The organism is Companilactobacillus halodurans (assembly GCF_009600995.1).
GTDB classification, from domain to species: Bacteria; Bacillota; Bacilli; order Lactobacillales; family Lactobacillaceae; genus Companilactobacillus; species Companilactobacillus halodurans.
In genome coordinates this window covers 1-20710 of sequence record NZ_VDFO01000034.1, presented here as the reverse complement: position 1 = coordinate 20710, position 20710 = coordinate 1, and the positions used below count along the sequence as shown (strand labels likewise).

20 protein-coding genes are annotated in these 20710 nt (G+C 35.6%); 7 read left to right on the top strand and 13 right to left on the bottom strand.

Going from position 1 to position 20710, the window contains the following annotated elements; translation table 11 throughout:
- Nucleotides 1-75 precede the first annotated feature (75 nt).
- From gltX to FHL05_RS09175, 4 genes are read right to left on the bottom strand one after another with little or no spacing between them, the layout of a single operon-like run.
- A complete protein-coding gene (gltX, locus tag FHL05_RS09190; protein WP_153385142.1) occupies nucleotides 76-1572 on the bottom strand; it encodes a glutamate--tRNA ligase in 1497 nt (498 codons plus the stop codon).
- Nucleotides 1553-2851 (bottom strand): PIN/TRAM domain-containing protein, encoded by a 1299-nt coding sequence (locus FHL05_RS09185; RefSeq protein WP_153522522.1) that lies wholly within the window; start codon nucleotides 2849-2851, stop codon nucleotides 1553-1555. The genes gltX and FHL05_RS09185 overlap by 20 nt, the downstream gene beginning before the upstream one ends.
- A gap of 14 nt (nucleotides 2852-2865) precedes the next feature.
- Complete coding sequence (radA, locus tag FHL05_RS09180) at nucleotides 2866-4239, bottom strand: DNA repair protein RadA (protein WP_153385182.1); 1374 nt, start codon at nucleotides 4237-4239, stop codon at nucleotides 2866-2868.
- Between the two features lie 19 nt (nucleotides 4240-4258).
- Nucleotides 4259-4801 (bottom strand): dCTP deaminase/dUTPase family protein, encoded by a 543-nt coding sequence (locus FHL05_RS09175; RefSeq protein ID WP_153385140.1) that lies wholly within the window; start codon nucleotides 4799-4801, stop codon nucleotides 4259-4261.
- A 130-nt stretch (nucleotides 4802-4931) separates the two neighbouring features.
- On the opposite strand from FHL05_RS09175, the gene FHL05_RS09170 reads away from it, so the two are divergent.
- The 5 genes from FHL05_RS09170 (at nucleotide 4932) to FHL05_RS09150 (ending at nucleotide 12083) form a co-directional block, all read left to right on the top strand.
- Complete coding sequence (locus tag FHL05_RS09170) at nucleotides 4932-5234, top strand: GNAT family N-acetyltransferase (RefSeq protein WP_153385139.1); 303 nt, start codon at nucleotides 4932-4934, stop codon at nucleotides 5232-5234.
- The gene (rpiA, locus tag FHL05_RS09165; RefSeq protein WP_153385138.1) at nucleotides 5235-5924 is read left to right on the top strand and encodes a ribose-5-phosphate isomerase RpiA; all 690 of its coding nucleotides are present in this window, start codon (nucleotides 5235-5237) and stop codon (nucleotides 5922-5924) included.
- A gap of 23 nt (nucleotides 5925-5947) precedes the next feature.
- Complete coding sequence (locus tag FHL05_RS09160; protein WP_153385137.1) at nucleotides 5948-7291, top strand: C1 family peptidase; 1344 nt, start codon at nucleotides 5948-5950, stop codon at nucleotides 7289-7291.
- A gap of 146 nt (nucleotides 7292-7437) precedes the next feature.
- On the top strand, nucleotides 7438-9873 hold the full coding sequence (locus FHL05_RS09155; RefSeq protein ID WP_153385136.1) for a Xaa-Pro dipeptidyl-peptidase: 2436 nt from the start codon (nucleotides 7438-7440) through the stop codon (nucleotides 9871-9873).
- A 122-nt stretch (nucleotides 9874-9995) separates the two neighbouring features.
- Nucleotides 9996-12083 (top strand): KUP/HAK/KT family potassium transporter, encoded by a 2088-nt coding sequence (locus FHL05_RS09150; protein WP_153385135.1) that lies wholly within the window; start codon nucleotides 9996-9998, stop codon nucleotides 12081-12083.
- Nucleotides 12084-12145: 62 nt separating this feature from the next.
- Here FHL05_RS09150 and FHL05_RS09145 read toward each other — a convergent pair whose 3' ends face one another.
- A complete protein-coding gene (locus FHL05_RS09145) occupies nucleotides 12146-12664 on the bottom strand; it encodes a hypothetical protein (protein ID WP_153385134.1) in 519 nt (172 codons plus the stop codon).
- A gap of 229 nt (nucleotides 12665-12893) precedes the next feature.
- On the opposite strand from FHL05_RS09145, the gene FHL05_RS09140 reads away from it, so the two are divergent.
- Nucleotides 12894-13202 carry a hypothetical protein gene (locus tag FHL05_RS09140; RefSeq protein ID WP_153385133.1) on the top strand — a complete coding sequence of 103 codons (309 nt, stop codon included), beginning with the start codon at nucleotides 12894-12896 and terminating at the stop codon, nucleotides 13200-13202.
- Nucleotides 13203-13269: 67 nt separating this feature from the next.
- Here FHL05_RS09140 and FHL05_RS09135 read toward each other — a convergent pair whose 3' ends face one another.
- The 5 genes from FHL05_RS09135 to FHL05_RS09115 form a co-directional block, all read right to left on the bottom strand.
- The gene (locus tag FHL05_RS09135) at nucleotides 13270-14070 is read right to left on the bottom strand and encodes an HAD family hydrolase (RefSeq protein WP_153385132.1); all 801 of its coding nucleotides are present in this window, start codon (nucleotides 14068-14070) and stop codon (nucleotides 13270-13272) included.
- Between the two features lie 92 nt (nucleotides 14071-14162).
- Nucleotides 14163-15020 carry a GRP family sugar transporter gene (locus FHL05_RS09130; protein WP_153385131.1) on the bottom strand — a complete coding sequence of 286 codons (858 nt, stop codon included), beginning with the start codon at nucleotides 15018-15020 and terminating at the stop codon, nucleotides 14163-14165.
- Nucleotides 15021-15420: 400 nt separating this feature from the next.
- A complete protein-coding gene (locus tag FHL05_RS09125) occupies nucleotides 15421-16098 on the bottom strand; it encodes a 2,3-bisphosphoglycerate-dependent phosphoglycerate mutase (protein WP_153385130.1) in 678 nt (225 codons plus the stop codon).
- A 51-nt stretch (nucleotides 16099-16149) separates the two neighbouring features.
- Nucleotides 16150-17043, bottom strand: coding sequence for a cation diffusion facilitator family transporter (locus tag FHL05_RS09120; RefSeq protein ID WP_153385129.1), 894 nt, complete (start codon nucleotides 17041-17043; stop codon nucleotides 16150-16152).
- Nucleotides 17044-17142: 99 nt separating this feature from the next.
- A complete protein-coding gene (locus FHL05_RS09115) occupies nucleotides 17143-17352 on the bottom strand; it encodes a hypothetical protein (protein WP_153385128.1) in 210 nt (69 codons plus the stop codon).
- 199 nt (nucleotides 17353-17551) lie between these two features.
- On the opposite strand from FHL05_RS09115, the gene FHL05_RS09110 reads away from it, so the two are divergent.
- Nucleotides 17552-18334 carry a DUF5067 domain-containing protein gene (locus FHL05_RS09110; protein ID WP_153385127.1) on the top strand — a complete coding sequence of 261 codons (783 nt, stop codon included), beginning with the start codon at nucleotides 17552-17554 and terminating at the stop codon, nucleotides 18332-18334.
- Nucleotides 18335-18356: 22 nt separating this feature from the next.
- Here the strand turns inward: FHL05_RS09110 and FHL05_RS09105 are convergent, their stop codons facing one another.
- The 3 genes from FHL05_RS09105 to FHL05_RS09095 form a co-directional block, all read right to left on the bottom strand.
- On the bottom strand, nucleotides 18357-19100 hold the full coding sequence (locus FHL05_RS09105; RefSeq protein ID WP_153522520.1) for a CPBP family intramembrane glutamic endopeptidase: 744 nt from the start codon (nucleotides 19098-19100) through the stop codon (nucleotides 18357-18359).
- 206 nt (nucleotides 19101-19306) lie between these two features.
- Nucleotides 19307-19846: a hypothetical protein gene (locus FHL05_RS09100; protein WP_153385125.1), complete on the bottom strand. Its 540-nt coding sequence runs from the start codon at nucleotides 19844-19846 to the stop codon at nucleotides 19307-19309.
- A gap of 217 nt (nucleotides 19847-20063) precedes the next feature.
- Nucleotides 20064-20471 (bottom strand): DUF956 family protein, encoded by a 408-nt coding sequence (locus FHL05_RS09095; RefSeq protein WP_153522517.1) that lies wholly within the window; start codon nucleotides 20469-20471, stop codon nucleotides 20064-20066.
- Nucleotides 20472-20710: the final 239 nt, after the last annotated feature.

Sequence of the window (20710 nt, the reverse complement as noted above, 5' to 3'; positions counted from 1 at the left end):
TAAAAAAGAGATTGGAGGCAAAACTAAGTTTTCCTTCAACCTCTTTTTCGTTTTCTTTTTATTTTGACGCAAATACTATTTCATTTCATCAAGTGTCTTATTGATATTTGATAAAGCTTGATCTCTACCAAATAATTCAATAGTTTCAGCAATTGCTGGACCATGCATTGTTCTAGTAGCAGCAATTCTAGCTGGCATATAGAGTTTTCTACCCTTAACGCCTGTGTCAGCTCTAACTGATTGAATAGCAGCCATGATTTGTGAAGCTGTGAAGCGTGGCAATTTTTCTAACTTGCCCTTCAAGTCTTCAATAGCAGTCTTAGCATCATCATCAGCTAATTCTTTTTGTTCATCATCTGTTAGGTGTTCTGGTTGGTTAAAGAAGACATCTGCCAAGTCAACGATTTGTTGCGTATATGACATTTGTGGCATGTAGAGTTCTGTTAAATGTCTTGCCCATTGAATTTCGTCAGTTGATGGATTTTCATCCATACGTTTTGCTTCAATCAAGTTAGCAATTACTAAGTCAGTAATTTCACTGACATCAGCATGTTTAACGTATTGATTATTGACCCATTCAAGTTTCTTTTGATCGAACTTAGCAGGAGACTTGCTCAAACGATGTTCATCAAAAATCTTGATAAATTGTTTGCGAGTAAATAGTTCGTCTTCTCCAACTGGTGACCAACCAAGAAGCGTAATGAAGTTAAACATAGCTTCTGGCAAGTAACCCAATTCACGATATTGTTCAATGAATTGAAGAATTGATTCGTCACGCTTACTCAACTTTTTACCAGTTTCAGTATTGATAATCAAAGTCATGTGACCAAACTTAGGAGCTTCCCAGCCCAATGCATCATAAATCATCAATTGCTTTGGAGTATTGGCAACGTGATCGTCACCACGAAGAACATGACTGATTTCCATCAAATGGTCATCAATAACAACCGCAAAATTGTATGTTGGCATACCATCACGTTTTTGAATGACCCAATCGCCACCGATAGTGTCAGAACCGATTGAAACTTTACCCTTTACGATATCGTCCCATTCGTAGTTCTTACCAACTGGTACGTGGAAACGAACAACAGGTTGTAGGCCTTTGTCTTCTGCTTCTTTGATTTTAGCTGCCTTTTCTTCATCACTCATACCTTCAAATTCGTATTCGTAATGTGGCATTTGACCATGAGCTTCTTGGTCTTCACGCATTTTTGTTAGTTGTTCTTCAGTCAGATATGATTTGTAAGCCAAGCCCTTTTCAAGCAATTCATCGATATATTTTTGATAAATTTCTTTTCTTTCTGATTGACGATAAGGACCATAGTCTCCTCCGACATCTGGACCTTCATCCCAATCAACACCGAGCCATTTGAGGTTATCTAGTTGACTCTTTGTTCCACCTTTAACGTTTCTCTTTGTATCTGTATCTTCGATACGAATTATGAATGTACCTTTGTGACTACGTGCAAATAGATAGTTAAAGATAGCTGTTCTCGCATTCCCGATGTGTAAGTGACCTGTTGGACTTGGTGCATATCTTACACGAATTTTATTATCTGACTTTTTTGCCATTTCTGTGTTCTCCCCTTTTATTTCTCGAGTTTTTCCGATTTGAATTATGATTGCCATTATTGTTGTGGTTATTGCCGTTGTTGTTATTGTTACTGTTGTTCTTTCGGTTATTGCCACCATTATTATGGTTATTATTATTATTCTCTTTGGAATTGCTCTTTTCCTGGATACCATGCATTGAATGCTTAGGCTTTGCAAATATCATTTTACCAGCATCAGTTTGCAATGCACTAGTTACGACGACATCGACTTCTTTATTGATGAAGTATTTACCTTCTTCAACAACGACCATCGTTCCGTCTTCTAGGTATGCGACACCTTGCTCTCTTTCAGTACCCTCTTTTATAACTTTAACAGTCATTGTTTCTCCTGGCAAAACCATAGGTTTCAAAACTTTGGCTAGTTCGTTAATATTGAGCACTTGAACATTTTGAAATTCACTTACCTTACTTAAATTATAATCATTTGTGATGACAGCACCACCGATTTCTTTAGCTAATTTAAGTAATTTCATATCCACTTCTGGAATATTATCATAATCACGCGTGGTTGTTTCATAATTTATACCTTTATCCATCTTCATCTCGTTGAGAATATCTAGACCACGACGACCACGTTCGCGTTTTTGATTATCGCTGGAATCAGAAATCAATTGTAACTCATGAACCACAAAATCAGGAATCATCAATTTTCCTTCCAAAAAACCAGTGTGTGCCAATTGATGGATTCTACCATCGATTACCACTGAAGTATCAAGAATCTTATAAGGATAGTAATCCTTTTTAGCTGAACGACGTGTAACTTCGCCTTCTGCTTTTAAATTTTCTTTATTATCAGCTTTGGTATTACGTTTCGTAATTGAGAAGTTGCTCCAATCATTTCGACGACTTGTTCCCATTCGAAAACCAATCCAATCAAAAACAATCATCAAGATAACTGGGATAACGTTGGAAAACATATTGTGCATCATATAAAAAGGAATGGAAATGATATTGGCTAAAACCAAACCGCCAATTAAGAATCCGGCACCATAGATAATCCATCCCGGTGATCTCGAATTAAGATATTTTTCGATTTCTAAGTTGATATTTAAAATTGGTTTAACAAACAAGAACGACAAGAAATAAAATATGATACATCCAATAAGTCCGTCAAAATAGCCGTTATTGATAAAGAGAACTCCTGCTAAACCGGTAACTTCCCACAAAATCGGTAAGACAGTGATTCCAACCGCGATACCTAGTAGGGCAAAAATTATATTTATTACAATTTTTCGCATGAAAACCTCCTATTTTAAAAAATTTTATTCATTGCATCTGTCACGGTACTGACACCAATGATTTGAATCTTATTATCTTTTGACCAATCGCCAATGTTGTTCTTTGGAACGAAAATACGCTTGAAGCCCAATTTTTCAGCCTCATTGACTCGTTGATCGATTCGGTTAACTCGTCTAATCTCACCTGTCAAACCAACTTCACCGACAAAGCAATCTGTTCCTGGAATACCAGTATTTTTGTAACTAGAAGCAATTGACATGGCCAAGGCTAAATCAATCGCTGGCTCGTCTAATTTAACGCCACCAGTCGACTTAAGATAAGCATCCTGATTTTGCAGCATTAAATTACCACGTTTTTCTAAAACCGCCATAATAACCGAAACACGATTATGATCTATACCTGTTGATGTTCTCTTGGCATTACCAAAAATCGTTGGTGTAATCAATGATTGAATCTCAACAAGGATTGGTCTGGTTCCTTCCATTGAAACAACAACTGCAGAACCATTAGCATTAGCCAAACGTTCCTCTAAGAAAATCTCTGAAGGATTGGCAACTTCCACTAAACCTTTCGTCTGCATTTCAAAGATACCAATCTCATTTGTCGAACCAAAGCGATTTTTAACTGAGCGTAAGATACGGTAACTGTGATGAGTATCGCCTTCAAAGTATAAAACTGTATCCACCATGTGTTCCAAAATCTTAGGTCCAGCAATTGCTCCACCTTTAGTAACATGACCAACAACAAAGACCGTGATATTTTGTTGTTTAGCAATATTCATCAATTCAGCAGTTACTTCACGAATTTGCGAAATACTGCCGACTGCTGAAGTTATTTCTGGCTCATCCATTGTTTGAACCGAATCGATTATCAAATAGTCGGGATGCATTTCGCTAATAGTTTGACGAATGTAACTCATATCAGTTTGTGGATAAACATAGAGATTGTCGCCGGTGATGCCCAAACGGTCAGCACGCATCTTGATTTGTGACGCACTCTCTTCACCAGACACATATAAAACTTTTCCGCCTAGCTTTTGAAGTTGACCTGAAACTTGGGTCAAAAGAGTTGACTTACCAATACCAGGATCTCCACCAATCAAAATCAACGAACCCGGTACGATGCCGCCACCGAGGACACGATTCAACTCGCCTAATTCAGTTTTAACACGAGGTTCTTTCTCAAAAGAGACATTATTGATACTAATTGGTTTAGATTCCAAATCGCTAACTCGACGACTGGGAGTAGCTTTAGCTTTAGTTGAAGCTGGCTGGTCAACTTCTTCGACCATTTGATTCCAGACGCCACAATTAGGACAGCGTCCCAAGTATCGTGGTGAAATATATCCACAGTTTTGACATACAAATTTTGTTTTAGCTTTAGCCAATAAAATAGTTCCTTTCTTATTATATTCCTGAAGAACCAAATCCTCCATGACGTTTCGTTAATCCGCCTTCATCGTCATCAGTCGTTAAATATTTAATGAAGATTCCTTGAGCTAAACGTTCGCCCTTCTTTATTTTATAGTCAATTGGGAAAAAGTTAATTAATTGAACAAATAATTCTCCCTCATTACTATCATTATTATAGTAATCTGCATCAACAACGCCAATACCATTGGGAATCGACAAACCGCGTTTCAAAGGATTGCTCGAACGACTAGCAATAATTAAAACTTCATCGTCTTGCATAAAGGCTTTGATACCAGTAGGTACTAATACTGGTTTGATAGATTTCTGTACTTCAGCAATTTTACTATCATCTATTTTCCCTTTATTGAGCACAAATTTCAAAACATTAAGCACACCAAATTTCCAAATTGATGGAACAACGAAATCTTGTGCACTTTCAATATCATATCCAGCAGCATTTTTAGTTTGGCGGACTGGTAAATTAAGGCCTTCACCTTCATATTTCTTTACAATTTCAAATCCACGTTTTTTTGTCAAATTGAAAACTCCTTTAGCATTAGATATCTAAAATAATAGCATTTTAGCCTTTATAAAACTATTCAATCGACTGACTTTCTTCTTATAATAGAGTAATATAAAATTAATTAAATATGCAGGAGGTAGTTTTATGGAAATGAAACATGAGGACGGTCGCTTTTTCTTTGAAGATAACGGCGAAATGATTGGCGAATTGACTTATTCTACTGTTAAAGATGGCGTGATTTCACTTGACCATACTTTCGTTAATGAAAATTATCGTGGACAAGGTTTGGCTGGAAAATTATTGAACGCTGTACTAGATTTTGCGGACTTAAAGAGTCTAAAAATCATTCCCGTTTGCGAATACGCAAAGGCTGCTTTCAAACAAAAGCCTGAAATCAGATTTTTGTTAACCGAAAATTACCAAAAGCTCTTGAAGGGGGAAAATTAATTGAATCAAAATGAATTAAAAAAAGCTGTCGGCGTTAAGTCTGTCGATTATTTTAAAAGCGACTCGGTCGTTGGTTTAGGAACTGGTTCAACGGTTTATTATATGATTGAAGAACTTGGTCGCCGATACCAAGCTGGCGATATTAAAAACATCGTCGCTGTAACGACTTCATCACGTTCTGAAAAGCAAGCCAAATCTTTAGGCATTCCAACTAAAGACCTCAACGAAGTTGATCACATTGATGTCACTATCGATGGTGCTGACCAAATTGACAAGAACTACCAAGGCATCAAGGGTGGTGGTGCTGCCCACTTGCTCGAAAAAATGGTTGCAACTAACTCAACTAAAAATATTTGGATTGTTGATCAATCAAAAATGGCTGACCAACTAGGAAGTTTCCCATTACCACTAGAAGTTATTCCTTTCGGTTGTGAAAAGACTTTCGAAGACCTTAAAAAAGAAAATTTGAAGCCAGAATTTCGTTTAGATGAAAATGGCAAACGTGTTTTGACTCACAATAAAAATTACGTAATCGATCTTAAAATGGGAACGATCAATCACCCTCACCTATTAGCTGATTGGCTCGATCACCAAGTTGGAATAGTTGCACACGGACTATTTCTTGATATAGTTAATACTATTATCGTCGGTTATGAGGATGGACCAAAAGTAATCGATAATATCAGATAATATCAAATAGAGGAGAATATTGCATGACTAAAGAAATTACATCATCAGAATTAGAAAAATTTCAAACTGCATTCGACAAAACCCCGGGCTCAAGTGCCATTAAGAATGCCGTTGCTAATAATGGATTATTCAAATCCAGTGAAACGCTTGCTTCAAAAGTAGCAATGGATCCAACTTTTTCTATTGAAATCGACACTGGTAAGGTTTCAGACCAAAAGCAATCTGGACTTTGCTGGGTTTTCGCCGCTTTAAATACGATGAGACACCCACTTCAAGACAATTTTAAAATCAAAGGCTTTGAATTATCTCAAGGATATATGCTTTTCTGGGATAAATTGGAAAAATCTAACTACTTCTTCGAAAATGTTATCAACACAGCCGCTTTACCAGTTGGTGACCGTAAAGTCGACTTTCTCATGACGACTCCTCAACAAGATGGTGGTCAATGGGATATGGTCATGGCCCTAGTTCAAAAATATGGTGTCGTTCCAAAGGCCGTTATGCCAGACACTTTCAGTCGTACAAATTCTTCTGAATTAAATAATGTTCTCAACAAGAAATTACGTAAAGATGCTATCATCTTGCGTGACTTAGTAAATGACAACAAATCTGAAGAAGATATCGAACGTAAAAAAGACGAATTGCTCAGTGAAATCTACAAGATTTTAGTTTACACTGTTGGCGTTCCTCCAGAAAAATTTGACTGGGCTTACCGTGACGATGACAAGAACTTCCATCGTGAAACTGGAATCACACCACAAGAATTTTTCAAGAAATATGTTGGCTGGGATTTTGACAGCTATATCTCAACTATCAATGCTCCAACTGCCGATAAGCCATACAATCACGTTTACACAGTTGAAATGTTAGGTAACGTTGTCGGTGGTCGTCAAGTACGTCACTTGAACCTTAAGATTGATGATTTCAAGAAATTGGAAATCAAACAATTAAAAGCAGGCGAAACTGTTTGGTTCGGTAGCGATGTTGGCCAAAGCTCTGACCGTAAGATCGGTATTATGGACACAAACATCTACGACCTTGAAGGATTACTTGACACTGATCTCAAGATGACTAAGGCACAACGTCTTGACTACATTGAAAGTATGATGACACATGCTATGGTTATTACAGGTGTCGACCTTGATGAAAATGGCAATCCACTCAAATGGAAGGTCGAAAATTCATGGGGTGAAAAAGTTGGTAGCAAAGGATACTTTGTTATGAGCGACTCATGGTTCGATGAATATGTTTATCAACTAGTTATCAACAAGAAATACTTGTCAGATGACTTGAAGAATACTTTTGAAACTGAATCAAAAGATCCAAAAGTTCTTGCACCATGGGATCCAATGGGTGCTTTAGCTTAATTAATCAAGCCTTAATTATAGACGCGACAATCATTAGATTGTTACGTCTATTTATTTTATCTTCGCTTAATTAAGTCGGAATTCATATCAAAAGCAACAAGGATTGCTTTATAATGAAATTAATATATAAAAGGAGTTGTCAGTTAATGAAAAATAATCAATTTGCCTTTCGCCCTACTAAGTTTTCCAATCAGTTAGACGAATTACGCGCTATTAAATTTTTAGATAAAGATAATGAATCAGAAACTAATCCCATCATCTTGTGGAAAAGTTTCCTGAGCAAAAGCTTTTTAGAAGCCAAGACTTCATCTTCTTTTGAAGAAAAGCTTAAAACTTATATGGCAACAGAAAGTCAAAATTTGAGTGAATATCTTGATACAGCAACTAAAGTTACCGTTACGGCTTTTTATAACGTTGCTTTGCAATTATTAAAATTCAATCCTGATGTTGATTTTTCGTTCTCAGATCCATTAAAAGCTATGAAAAAAATTCAATTGATTATTGCTGACCACAATAGCAATTCTTTTACCATTAACGAATTAAAATCTGCTTGGTACTGGCTTTTAGCTACTCATAACAAAAATGGTCAAACTTATCTTGATAGCCTTGCTTCAAAAGGATATTTTACTCCATTCTATGGAAAAGTAAGTCAACCACTCCTTTTTAATGGAAAGACTTTACCAGTTTTTAATCCTCATAAATTGATTCGTGAAGTCGTTTATGTTGAATCTCCTCAAGATAGCGACCATGACGGACATCGTGATTTATTAAAGGCTGAAATATTACGACCTTATGAAACTGAAAATGGTCTTAAAGTTCCCACCCTTTACACTGCTAGTCCTTATAACCAAGGTACCAATGATGAAACTGGTGAAAAACTTACTCATGATGTCAATGTTCCCTTGAAGCGTAAAGAGCCTAATGATTTGCACTACGAGGATATTGCTTATCACGAAAATGCTAGTAAAAAAATCCCTGCACCAAGAACTATCAATGGCCAGACTAAGCGCGCCGAAGAGACGTTTGCTAGGGAAAGCTCTTATACTTTAAATGATTACTTCTTGGCCCGTGGATTTGCGGTCGTTTATATGGCAGGTATTGGTACCAAAGATTCCGACGGTCTAAGAACAACTGGCGACCCGGAAGAAACAACTTCAACCGTTTCGATTATCAAGTGGTTAACTGGTCAACTTCCTGCTTTTACCAACCGAACTGACAATATTGAAATCAAAGCTTGGTGGTCCAATCAAAAAATTGCTATGACTGGTCGCTCTTATCTAGGAACACTGGCAACCGCTGCAGCTTCTACCGGTATCAGTGGCTTAAAGACTGTCATCAGTGAAGCCGCAATTTCTAGCTGGTACGACTACTACCGTGATGGCGGTTTAGTTATTGCTCCAGGAGGATTCCCTGGTGAGGATGCTGATGTTTTGGCAGAAGAAACTTTCAGTCGGCGTTTGCAACCTGGCGATTTTCACAATATCAAAAATAAGTGGAACAAACAGATTCAAACTATTGCTAAAGATCAAGACCGTGAAACTGGCAACTATAATCGTTTTTGGGATGCCAGAAATTACCATAAGGATTTTTCTAATATCAGAGCTGACGTCTTTATGGTTCATGGTCTCAATGACTGGAATGTTAAGCCTCGAAATGTTGAACGTTTGTGGAACGGTATCAAGGATAACGGCGTTACGCAAAAGCTGATTTTGCATCAAGGACAACATATTTACATCAATGCTTTTCGTTCAATCGACTATAACGATATCATCAATCTTTGGCTGACCAATGAATTACTGGGCGTCGATAATCAAGCTAAAGAAATCATCCCTAACGTTATCATTCAAGACAATACAAAGCCTGAAACTTGGAACAGTTATCAAGATTGGGCTAGTGATAAGAATGAAACAATCAAGTATAACTTATCAGATGATAAATTAACCACAAAAACTACTGAAACTAATACTCATGATGAGAGAAGTTTTAAAGACCAATTAAGCGAAACTGATTTCAAGTTTTATAGTCGTCATAACGATGTCTGGGAAAAAGATTTATTAGCTGGAGATAAAAAGATTTCGGCCAATCAACTAATTTTTAAAACAGCTGCTTTAACCGATGAGTTAACGATTGACGGCAAAGTTAATTTGAATCTCAAAGTAAGTTCTAATAAAGATTTAGGAATGTTAAGTTTCCAATTGGTTGACTATGGAGTCGCAAAGCGTTTAAATGTTTCTCCGACGTTACTTTCAAAAAATAGTCTGGCACAAACTTATGACTGGCGTGAAGATGATTTAAGGGAATTTACTTACAATAAATCGACTGATTGTAAGATGATCAGCAAGGGTCATATAAATTTACAAAATCGTCATAATAGCTACAAAGTTGATGAATTAAAGCCTGATATCTTTTATAATGTTGGTGTCGAATTACAGCCTACTTTTTATCGGCTCTTAAAAGGACATCAACTAGGCTTGATTATCTATGCAACAGACTTTGGTATGACTGTACGTGGCAATCAAGATATTAAATATACAGTATCGACAGATCAGTCTTTCATGACTGTTCCAATACATCAGAATTAAGACCAATAATTGCTAAATGCCTTGGTATATGAGAAGTCTGACTGGACCAAAATTAAGTGGTTTCATACTCTCAATTCTAATGTTACAATTGCCGATGAACTGTTTATTTTGGAGATTATTATATGGAAAAGACACAACTGAATTCATTAAGAAATAACCCCCATTCAAAAATGAGCATAGCGGGATTTCTTATTGCTTTAGGAATCGTTTATGGGGACATTGGTACCTCTCCTCTATATGTTATGCACTCTTTGATGGTCGGCAATGGTGGACTTGATAAAATGTCCACCGATTTTATTTTAGGTAGTGTTTCATTAATTTTTTGGACATTGACTTTAGTAACGACAATTAAGTATGTCTTAATTGCTTTACGAGCAGATAACCGTGGTGAAGGTGGAATCTTTGCTCTATACACCTTGGTTAGAAAGCGTGCTAAATGGCTCATTATCCCTGCTATGATTGGTGGAGCAACCTTCTTAGCTGATGGGATGATGACTCCAGCTGTTACTGTAACAGCTGCTATTGAAGGACTTAAGGGCATTGCAATTCACAATACGATTTTGATCAGTACGCAAAATCAAGTAATCATTGTGACGCTTATTATTTTATCAACGCTCTTCTTTATCCAAAGATTTGGTACACAATTGATAGGTCGGGCTTTTGGACCTATCATGCTCGTTTGGTTCTCATTTTTAGGAATCATCGGAATCGTGAATATGTCCTCTGACTGGACGATTATTCGAGCTTTGAATCCTTACTATGCTTTTGAATTGCTTCGTAGTCCAGTCAACATCCGTGGCGTCTTCATTTTAGGAAGCATCTTCCTAGCCACAACTGGTGCTGAAGCACTTTATTCTGACATGGGTCACGTTGGTCGTCCTAATATTTATACCAGTTGGCCATTTGTAAAAGTTTGTTTACTTTTGAGCTACTTAGGACAAGCTGCTTGGATTATTAGCGTTAGAGATAATCATCAGTTACAACAAATGGGTTCTGCTATGAATCCATTTTATCAATCCATTCCATCTGACTTTAGACTCTTTGGAATCTTCTTGTCGGCTCTAGCTGCGATCATTGCTTCTCAAGCCTTGATTTCAGGTTCATATACTTTGGTATCTGAAGCAACTAAATTAAAGATTTTCCCAAGATTAAAAACTTATTATCCAACTAACTTTAAGGGACAGCTTTATATCCCAACAGTTAACTCGATTATTTGGGTCGTTTGTTTATTCATTGTTTTCTATTTCAAAACTTCTGAAAACATGTCGAATGCTTACGGACTAGAAATCACTATTACCATGCTAATGACAACGATCCTGCTGCATCAATGGCTATTGATGAAACGAGCCAATCGCTTCTTCTCAACGATTATTATCAGTTTCTTCTTTATCATTGAATGTATCTTCTTCGTAACTAACAGTAGCAAGTTCATCCATGGTGCCTACATCACGATGTTCATTGCCGCATTACTGATTGCTATCATGTTCATTTGGAGATACGGCGAAAGACTCAAGGATGACAACACTTATCGGAGTCACTTTGCTTCCCTATTAGCCTTTAAACGTCAGTTGAACGATTTAAGAAAAGATCCAAGTTATCCTCTTTACACGACTAACCTCGTTTACTTAACTAAAGTCCACGATGGCTATCGCATTAAGAAGAATATCCTTTATTCAATTCTTGATAAACGGCCAAAACGAGCTCAGGTTTACTGGTTCGTAACTGTCAACGTTACTGACGAACCTTACACGGCCGCATACAGCGTCGAAACCTTCGATACTGATTACATGGTCAGCGTTCAGCTGTACTTAGGATTTAGAGTTGATCAAAAGGTCAATGTCTATCTTCGTCAAGTGGTTAACGATTTGATGTCAAATGGTGAAATCAAGTCGCAACCACAGAAATATACAACCATTCCTGATCGTGATGTTGGGGACTTCTCCTTTGTTATCATTAAAGAAGTTCTCTCACCAGATACAAAGATCAGTGGAATTAAAAAGAGTATTATCCACACACGTCTCATGCTTCAAAAATTCATTTCACCAGCCACTTGGTTTGGTCTTTCATACAGTGATGTTGTTGAAGAGCGTGTGCCTCTAGTTCTAGGAAAAGTTTCACTTAACCGTCTACGTCTAGTTAGAAAAGACCGTGCTGCTCTTAAAGATATTAAGATTGACAGCGAAATCGATGATGACGACGACGATGATTAAATAATCTAAATTCAAAAAAGGACCCAAAGAGATTTTTATCTCCTTGGGTCCTTTTTATTTGCTTATGCTTGTAAAATTTTAACAGTTTTTTGATTCAATTTGTTGGTAATGAAATCAACGACCCATTCAACGTCTTTTTCGGGATCACCTGATTTCAATAAATTCCACGATACATCTAAGGCAATATCATGACCATCATCAACTTTTAAAACAATATAATGGGGCACATATTTATTGGCATTTTTATTAACGATCAAAGAATAAGATTCAATATCTTCAAAAGAAACCTTTTCTTGCTTTTTAGTCAGTGGCAAAAAAATAGCCAGAATTCTTTTAGTCCAAGTACTGTAATCATAATAATAGACATTGCCGTCAGTTACTCTCCAATAGCCATACAGCGATGGCAAACTACGGGGATAGACGATGACACTTAATATTAAAAACGCTATTAGGCCGAAAATAAGACCCGCTACAAGAGATCGACCAAAAATAGCGTACATAAAAATTCCAACGGCCATCCCAAGAACGAAACTATTGAACAGCGGCTTGAAACTTAATTTTCTCGCAAATCTCTTTTCCATCTTTAACACCTGCTTTAAATTCAAATAATTATTAATAATCTAATAAATTTATATTAAAAATAAACGGTGCAATGGAATTTTGCAAAGATAATGCTCTACCTTGTACGTCTTGTAAAAACTAATCATTATCATTATGGCTCAAACTAATTTCTATTTATAATCACTGATGATCAGCAGTATCAAAACCACTAGCTGTTTCAAATTCTCACTTAGAAAGAATGTGATGACAATGTTTAGCTATATCCAAATAATCGGTCAATCAACTGACGCTTACAAAGGATATGTTGATTACTCAATCTCTAAAGATAAACTATCGATAACTCTAGTCAGAGGGATGCGAAAAATCAAGCGAATCATCATCCCTATCAGTAAAATCACTGACATCAACGTTGGTATATTCTATGGAGAAGACAAAATTAGCTTCATCTACGATTCTAAACAATTTGTCTTCCTAAACACTGGTTATGGTGAAACACAATATTTTAAAGACCATTTTTTAAGAGCTGTCAATGCTTATCAACATACTGTTAGTTTCTAATCAAAGATATATAAATCAAAGGCGGAACAAAACATCATTTCAAATAAAAATGTTTATTCCGCCTTTTTTAAATTAAATATTTTTGAATCCCATGACCTACTCCATCGTGATCATTATCTTTAGTAATATATTTACCATAGTTGTGAACGCCTTCCAAAGCATTATCCATCACGATTGGAACTCCAACTGACTTCAACATCGATACGTCATTGAATCCATCTCCAAAAGCAGCCATTTCTTCTTTGTCCAAGTTCTCAAGTTTCTTGATATAGCCAATACCTTCAGATTTTTCAGCATTTTGACTAGTGATTTCTAAATATCTTTGTCCTGATTGATTGATGCTGACGTTCTCGCCCAATTCTTTTAGTCTTGCAATCAATGGCTTCATTTTCTGCAAGTCCATTGTAATAAACATGATTTTGTAGATTTTAGTAGCCGCTTGTTTTAATAAAGTAACAAAATCAACCATTTTGGGAGTTTGACCGCCGATTCTCTTTTCCATCTCAATACCCGAATCCATTCGATCAATGTACCAAGTATCTTGACCATAAAAACTGCAGCTCACGCTAGGAAATTCTTTTTTGCATAGTTCAACGATTCTTGCAACTGAGTCATTAACAATCGTATCTTCTTTTAAGGCCTTCACCTTTCCATCCTGTAATTGGAAAATTAAACCACCGTTAAAGGCAATTTGAGGTTCACTCAATGCCAATAAATCGATTACTTCGAACATCTCTTTAGGTGACCGTGCTGAAACTAGAGTGAAGGGTATCTTGCTTTTTTTAATTATTTCGATATTATTAGCACTTATCTTGCCATTGCTTTGTAATAAAGTACCATCCATATCTGAAAATATATGCTTAATCATGTGGTTTTTCCTCCAAATAATAAATTCATGTTTACGATTACATTCTAATTATAATAAAAATACATCCCAAATTGAGTTGTATTTTTTTATTTCTATGCAAATGATGTTGCAACACTACCAACAACAATTAAAACAATTCCTAAAATCGTAAATTTCAATTCACGTTTACTCTTACGCTCATGTAGAATCAAAATACCACCAAAGGTACCAATTACCACGTTTAATTGCGTCCAAATGAAGGCTGAAGTATTTCCGTTAGCTTTAGCAGAGAAGATATAAGCAAAAGCAGCGATTCCCCAAGCAACTCCACCAAGGATATTTTGATATTGTTCTTTTTGTTTGAATGATTCACGATCAGTGAAAAGAGCGAAGATAATCGCACCAATTAAGATTCCTAGCATTTCAGGCAAGAAGATACCTGTACCGCTTTCATGCTTAACAATCGAAATATTTGGGAAAGATGAATAAATCCAAAATCCAACAGTTGTACAAAGTAAGAACATGGCATCTTTTAATTCAAGTTTATTTCCCTCAGAACTATCGTTAACTGATGTCAATAAAGCACCAACGACAACGATTGCTAAAGCAATGATTCCGATAATTTTTGATTGAGCACCTGCCCAGTCGCCAAAAATCAACATCCCAATGATTGAATTACCGACTAATTGAAAAACAGTTGATAATGGTACAGTACCTGAAACTCCAATACGTGTAAAAGAAATAAATTGTCCAATTTGACCAATTGTCCATAAAGCTCCACACAATAATGAGAACCAAAAGGCTACTGTACTAACGGTTGGCTGCGTGATTAAATAAGTTACCAAACCAACGATTGTGGCTCCAGCTCCAATACCAAACATTTGGTTAGCTGGTGAACCACCAATTTTACCAGTGATGATTGGCATAAAGCCCCATCCAAGCGCTGGTATTAACGCAATTAAAATATTCATATGAAACCCCTTCTCGATTTGACAAATATTAGTAATAATTCTTTAAAAAAAGATAAATCCTACATACACAAAAAACTACGTTTTTCTTATCATATATTTATAATTACTCAATTTGAAAATTAACATTATTACAATAAATTTATCTGAATAAGTCCACTTGGCATAAAACTTCTGCTTTTTGCCATTCATCTAGACCATTTAAATATTCTACATCAATTTTTCAAAAAAGAAAGCACTTTCTCTTACACTTTTATAAATTTGTGTGCGTTACCATTTTTTTTGTGGCATTTTCACAACTACGAATAATAATCTTTTATACATAAAAAAAGTTCATAATCCCATTAGGATCATGAACTCTTTTAATCTATTTATTAATTTATCTACTTTATATCAGAATAATTTATTTAGTATTAGTGCGATTGCTGTTGATTATATTAAGTTTATTATCAAACTCATAAATAAGAGGCTTACCATTCGCAACTTCGACTCCATCAATATCGCTATCACTAATTCGTTCAATATATTTGATCAAAGCTCTAATCGTACTTCCATGGGCAACAATTAACTGATTTTTACCATCTAAAAGCCGATTAGATACGTGATCAACGTAATATGGAACGATACGTTGATAAGCTTGATACAAGCTTTCTGAAGTTGGCATCATGTTACTATCAAAATATTTATATGGGCCATTATTTGGATCTGGTCTCTTTAATTGTGGTGGTATTGAATAAAAACTTCTTCGCCACAGATGTACTTGATCGACTCCAAATTCTCTTCTGGTGGCATCTTTATTCTGACCTCGTAAGGCACCATAGTGACGTTCATTTAAGCGCCAGGTTTTAGTAATCGGCACATAATTAAGATTCAATTCGTCTTGAATAATATAGGCTGTCATAATTGCACGTTTCAAAACTGATGTGTGAACATGCTCAAATTCAAACCCCTTAAGTTTCTTAGCGGCCACATGCGCCTGAACTATGCCCTCTTGCGTCAAACCAACATTGTTCCAACCAGTATACTGATTTAAGGCATTAGCTGTGCTTTCTCCATGTCTGACCATGACGAGTTTTACCATATTACGACATTCCCAACTTTCATATAGAATTACCCTCTAATCTTAGCACAATTACACTTTCTTATTAATCTCTATCAAGGAGTTGTCTAATCCTCTAGCACACTCAGCCTGTAGAGTAACGTGAGTGATATTGAATTCGTCTTTCAACAATTTATCGACTCGATCATAGAGTCCATCTAGTTCCATCATATTGCAATTTTTTACAACATTGATATGCGCATCTAGCATGATGTGATTTTCATCAATCATCCAAACATGAACGTGATGTACCTTAACAATCTCTGGAACGGTTAAAATAGCAGCTTGAACGGCATCCAAATCAATCTTAGGACTGGCTTCCATTAAGATATTGATTGTCTCATAAACGACCGTATAAGCTTCTTTTAAAAGCCAAGCAGCAATCAGAATGGTTATCACTGGATCGACCCAAGTCCAATTGAACAAGATAACAAAAATCGATGCAATAAAAACGCCAATGGATGACAATGTGTCAGTCAACATGTGTAAAAAAGTCGCTTTGATATTCAAATTATGTTTAGATCCTGACAACAGCATCAACATGGAAATGAAATTGGCAGCTAAACCAATCAAGGATACAATCATCATCAATTTACCATTGATTTCTTGCGGTTGCGACAACCGTTTAAAAGATTCGAAAACCATCATCAAAGTAATTACGACTAAGACGATTGAATTGACGAATGCTGCTAATATTTCAGCCCTCTTATAGCCAAAAGTTTTTTGGGAATTATTCTTTCTTCGTCCAATCACGTTTGCAGCATATGAAATAACGATTGAAAGAGAATCTTCCAAATTATGAAATGCATCTGAAATCAAACCTAGACTGCCGGAAATGACGCCGCCGACAAACTCGGTAATAGTAATTAAGATATTTAAAACTGTGACATAAAAGAAGCGTGTACCGGTTACTTTTTCGTGATCCATAAGCATAGCCTCCTCGTGTCTATCATACCTATTCTAAAGAAAAATGTATAAAAAAAGATGGACCCCATCGGCTCCATCTAAAAATCCATATATATCCTTCTATTTAGTTGTTAACTTTGCAACAACTTTAATGGGATGAGCTACATCAATAATATCAGAGAACCTATTTGTTATATAGTCTCTCATACCGTCACGAGCTTCTTTTTTAGAAACATTGTGACAAATGCGCTTCTTAGCAATATTTTGGCCTTCTTTGCTAAAGAAATTACATGTTACCTCATAATCGCCATGATTACCAAAAAACAACATCTTAGTGACCCCCTTTTACAAAAATAACTATCTCATTAACTTCGACCAGATATTTATACCACTTTTCAAATAGCAGTTCAACACTCTAAATTAAATTTCTTTTTTTTAAGAATAAGTAAGCATTTTCTAGTTAATTAATTCAGAATAAGTAATTATGATACTATGAACTTAACGAATTACTTGTAGGGGAGTACGTGCTATGAAAAGGAAAAATAAGAACAATGGAACTCACATGACTCGTGAAGAATTTCGGCGTAGCAAACGACCATTTTACAAAAAAACGCCGTTTATTATTTCAATCATTATCCTCATAATTATCATTGGTTTACTGGTTTTCTGGGGAATCAGTTCAACTAATGATAATAATTCTGCACAACCGTCTCATAAAATCGAAAAAGTTAAATCACACAAGAAAACTTCTAAAAAGAAGTCTAAGAAGTCCAAAAAATCTGATAAATCTAAGGATAAGCCTAAGGTCAATAAGCCTCAAAAAGTAACCAAAGAAGAAGACAATAATAATACTCAAACCAACCAAAACAATCAGCAAGCTCAACAAAAGCAAACCCCAGCTGATACGATTCAAAATGCTGGTACTTATGATAATTTAACTTATGATTCTGATTGGTATACTTTTAAAATTTCTGATGAGGTAAAATTGATTAAAGATTCTAATGGGGATGCTGCTTTATTAATAAAATACAATTACCTGAACAAAACGAAATCTAATCAAGTCCCTGAACAGGTTCAAAAAAATGCCATCATGTTAAAACAAGATGGACAACAATTGAATCCAACAACAGCTACTGGCGATAATGCTTCCATTATCAATTCCAGCAATAATGGACAAGTTCTTCCAGGCAAAAACTTTGATGGAGCTTTGTTGGTAAAAGTAAATAACACAACATCAGATGTCACAATGTACTTTAAAAATATTAAAACTAATGAATGGCTAGATAGCACGCAACCATTGAAGTTATCTTAGAAATAAAAAAGACGAGGTCTTCTTAGATCTCGTCTTTTTTGACTGTAAAATCACGTAATTGAGTATACGCTATCGTTACAGCAATAAACAAAAAGATTATCATTACATATAAAGTTGCCATTGAAAAGCTTGTTGTAGCAGCTTGTGCCATCATTTTACTAGAAAACATTGGAAACATATCTCGTAACGCATGCAATAAAATCACAATTAAAAGGTTATTCGTTTTGATATAAATGGCTCCAAAGATTATTCCTATTGCGGCCGCAAAGATAACTTGTGCAGAGACATATCCGAATGGCAAACTTCTAAGGTTCATAAAATGGATCAATCCAAAAATTATTCCTGAACCCACAACACTGCCAAGAGCATCGCCATTTAGAACTTTTAAAAATAATTTCACTAAAATTCCACGAAAAATAAATTCTTCTGCTAAACCAACTAACAGACAAACAATAATGACTTGCCATTTAATTTGAAAATCAGTTGCCATCAGTACCGGCGAATCCAAAAATGCCACAATGATAATTGCTGGTAATGCTGTGTAAAGTTGAGCAGCTACTTGATGAGAGTTAAACCAAGCAATCTTTTGTCTAAAGTATCTTTGATTTAAGAAATAAGCTACTAGGAAGACAACTAAGTCACCCATTCCCTGCATCAAACTACCAACAGATTTTACATGGATAAAATTTCCCATCACAACTAATACCACTGGAAAAATGATGCTCAACAAAACTATTTTGATAATATTATTTTTTAAAATTTTCATTTGTACTCCTTAATATTTCCTTCGTACAAATTATATCGAAAATAAACTTGACATGAAACGCGTTCGATAAAGTATTATTTTTTTGTTGAGATACGAGACCACTTGACCAATTTCTTTTGGGCTCACCCTTCAAATGTATTTCAAAATCGTTTATTTGTTAAAAAAAGCCTGAGCATATTCTCAGACTTTTTTCTAATTATAAGTAATTATTGAGAAATCCTTAAATTCATCAATTCAACGATTTCTCTGATATCGTCTTGGGTGGTTGGAATTCCATTAGCTTTCCAAGCACAATTTAACTTTATTTGTCCTTGATTAGTTTCTAAAACCAAATAGTGAATTCGCCTTGCAAGAGGAGCTCGTAATGTGCCTCCTAATGGATATTGGGTATTCATGATGGACTTGCCATCGATGATTGAAAAGCCGTTGATATTTCCAAATAATAATTCTACTGGCTTTTCACGTGATGGGAAAAAAATTGCTTGGATTTTTTTATTCCAAGTTCCATAGTCATAGTAATAGATACCTTTATCTTCAATTCGCCAATAACCGTAGGAGTTAAGCAGATACTTTGGATAAATCAGCATGCTCTCAATACCAAAAGCAATCAGACCACAAATAATCCAAATTAGTGGATACTTTGAAAAAATCGAATAGGCAATGGCTGCTATTGTTATCCCCAGAAAAATACTGATCAACAATGGTTCAAAACTGATTTTTCTTTCAAAACTCAATTTGTTTTCCATTTCAATCACCTTGATTGTCTATGACTACAAATAAAATAATCCAAGTTCAAGGATTTTTCCAAAAAAATGTCTTCAGATTTGCCAATTCGTCCTTAGGAAACAAGAGTGTGACCTAACGTGACCAGCTTTGAAGTAAAAAAGCCAAGGTAACCGATTTCGATTACCTTAGCTTATAAAATTATTTTCCAGACTCTATTTAACGTAACATCTAAAGACTTTACTTTGCCTTATTTCTCTTATTACGCTTATTTTTCTTTTTATTAGGATTTCTTTTAAAAGCACGCCCTACAACTTGGAAAAAACTCAGCGAACGAACGATTCGATCCGGTTTTATGTAGACTCTGATGGCTCGCAAAACCTTTTTAGGATCTCGAGACGAAAAGGAAAAAGTTCCATTTTTCTTTGTCTGCAAAGCAAACCGTGGAATCCATTTCCCACCGAACATTATCGAAACGACCACTAAATCCACTTCAGTCCAAGGAATTTGAATATAGTTATTAACATCACGGTCATCATAGAATTCAAATCCTTTATCGCCGACCATTATTTTTCCATAGTCTGTCATCCCTAAATGGGAAGTAGCTTTTTCAATCAAATCCGCCTTAGTATTTATTGACTCAACCATTTAATCCAATCTACTCCTTTACCTTACTGAATCGATTATACGTCTGAAATTCCTTATTATCAAAAAAGAGTTAAAGACTTAATTATGAAACGCTTATCAAGCTGAAAACTAAGGTTCTAAACTTTCTGGTGTTGATGAATAAATCAACGCCAGTTTTTTATTCTCTTTTAGATAAAAAAAGAACATCACTGTTCTCGTGTTAAGATTTAAGCAACCAAACCAAATCAAACAGGAGTGAA

Bases quoted from the DNA above. Each gene is read 5' to 3' on its own strand.
- gltX (WP_153385142.1), bottom strand. From the start codon at position 1,572: ATGGCAAAAAAGTCAGATAATAAAATTCGTGTAAGATATGCACCAAGT.
- FHL05_RS09185 (WP_153522522.1), bottom strand. From the start codon at position 2,851: ATGCGAAAAATTGTAATAAATATAATTTTTGCCCTACTAGGTATCGCG.
- FHL05_RS09170 (WP_153385139.1), top strand. From the start codon at position 4,932: ATGGAAATGAAACATGAGGACGGTCGCTTTTTCTTTGAAGATAACGGC.
- FHL05_RS09160 (WP_153385137.1), top strand. From the start codon at position 5,948: ATGACTAAAGAAATTACATCATCAGAATTAGAAAAATTTCAAACTGCA.
- FHL05_RS09155 (WP_153385136.1), top strand. From the start codon at position 7,438: ATGAAAAATAATCAATTTGCCTTTCGCCCTACTAAGTTTTCCAATCAG.
- FHL05_RS09150 (WP_153385135.1), top strand. From the start codon at position 9,996: ATGGAAAAGACACAACTGAATTCATTAAGAAATAACCCCCATTCAAAA.
- FHL05_RS09145 (WP_153385134.1), bottom strand. From the start codon at position 12,664: ATGGAAAAGAGATTTGCGAGAAAATTAAGTTTCAAGCCGCTGTTCAAT.
- FHL05_RS09140 (WP_153385133.1), top strand. From the start codon at position 12,894: ATGTTTAGCTATATCCAAATAATCGGTCAATCAACTGACGCTTACAAA.
- FHL05_RS09135 (WP_153385132.1), bottom strand. From the start codon at position 14,070: ATGATTAAGCATATATTTTCAGATATGGATGGTACTTTATTACAAAGC.
- FHL05_RS09130 (WP_153385131.1), bottom strand. From the start codon at position 15,020: ATGAATATTTTAATTGCGTTAATACCAGCGCTTGGATGGGGCTTTATG.
- FHL05_RS09125 (WP_153385130.1), bottom strand. From the start codon at position 16,098: ATGGTAAAACTCGTCATGGTCAGACATGGAGAAAGCACAGCTAATGCC.
- FHL05_RS09120 (WP_153385129.1), bottom strand. From the start codon at position 17,043: ATGGATCACGAAAAAGTAACCGGTACACGCTTCTTTTATGTCACAGTT.
- FHL05_RS09115 (WP_153385128.1), bottom strand. From the start codon at position 17,352: ATGTTGTTTTTTGGTAATCATGGCGATTATGAGGTAACATGTAATTTC.
- FHL05_RS09110 (WP_153385127.1), top strand. From the start codon at position 17,552: ATGAAAAGGAAAAATAAGAACAATGGAACTCACATGACTCGTGAAGAA.
- FHL05_RS09105 (WP_153522520.1), bottom strand. From the start codon at position 19,100: ATGAAAATTTTAAAAAATAATATTATCAAAATAGTTTTGTTGAGCATC.
- FHL05_RS09100 (WP_153385125.1), bottom strand. From the start codon at position 19,846: ATGGAAAACAAATTGAGTTTTGAAAGAAAAATCAGTTTTGAACCATTG.
- FHL05_RS09095 (WP_153522517.1), bottom strand. From the start codon at position 20,471: ATGGTTGAGTCAATAAATACTAAGGCGGATTTGATTGAAAAAGCTACT.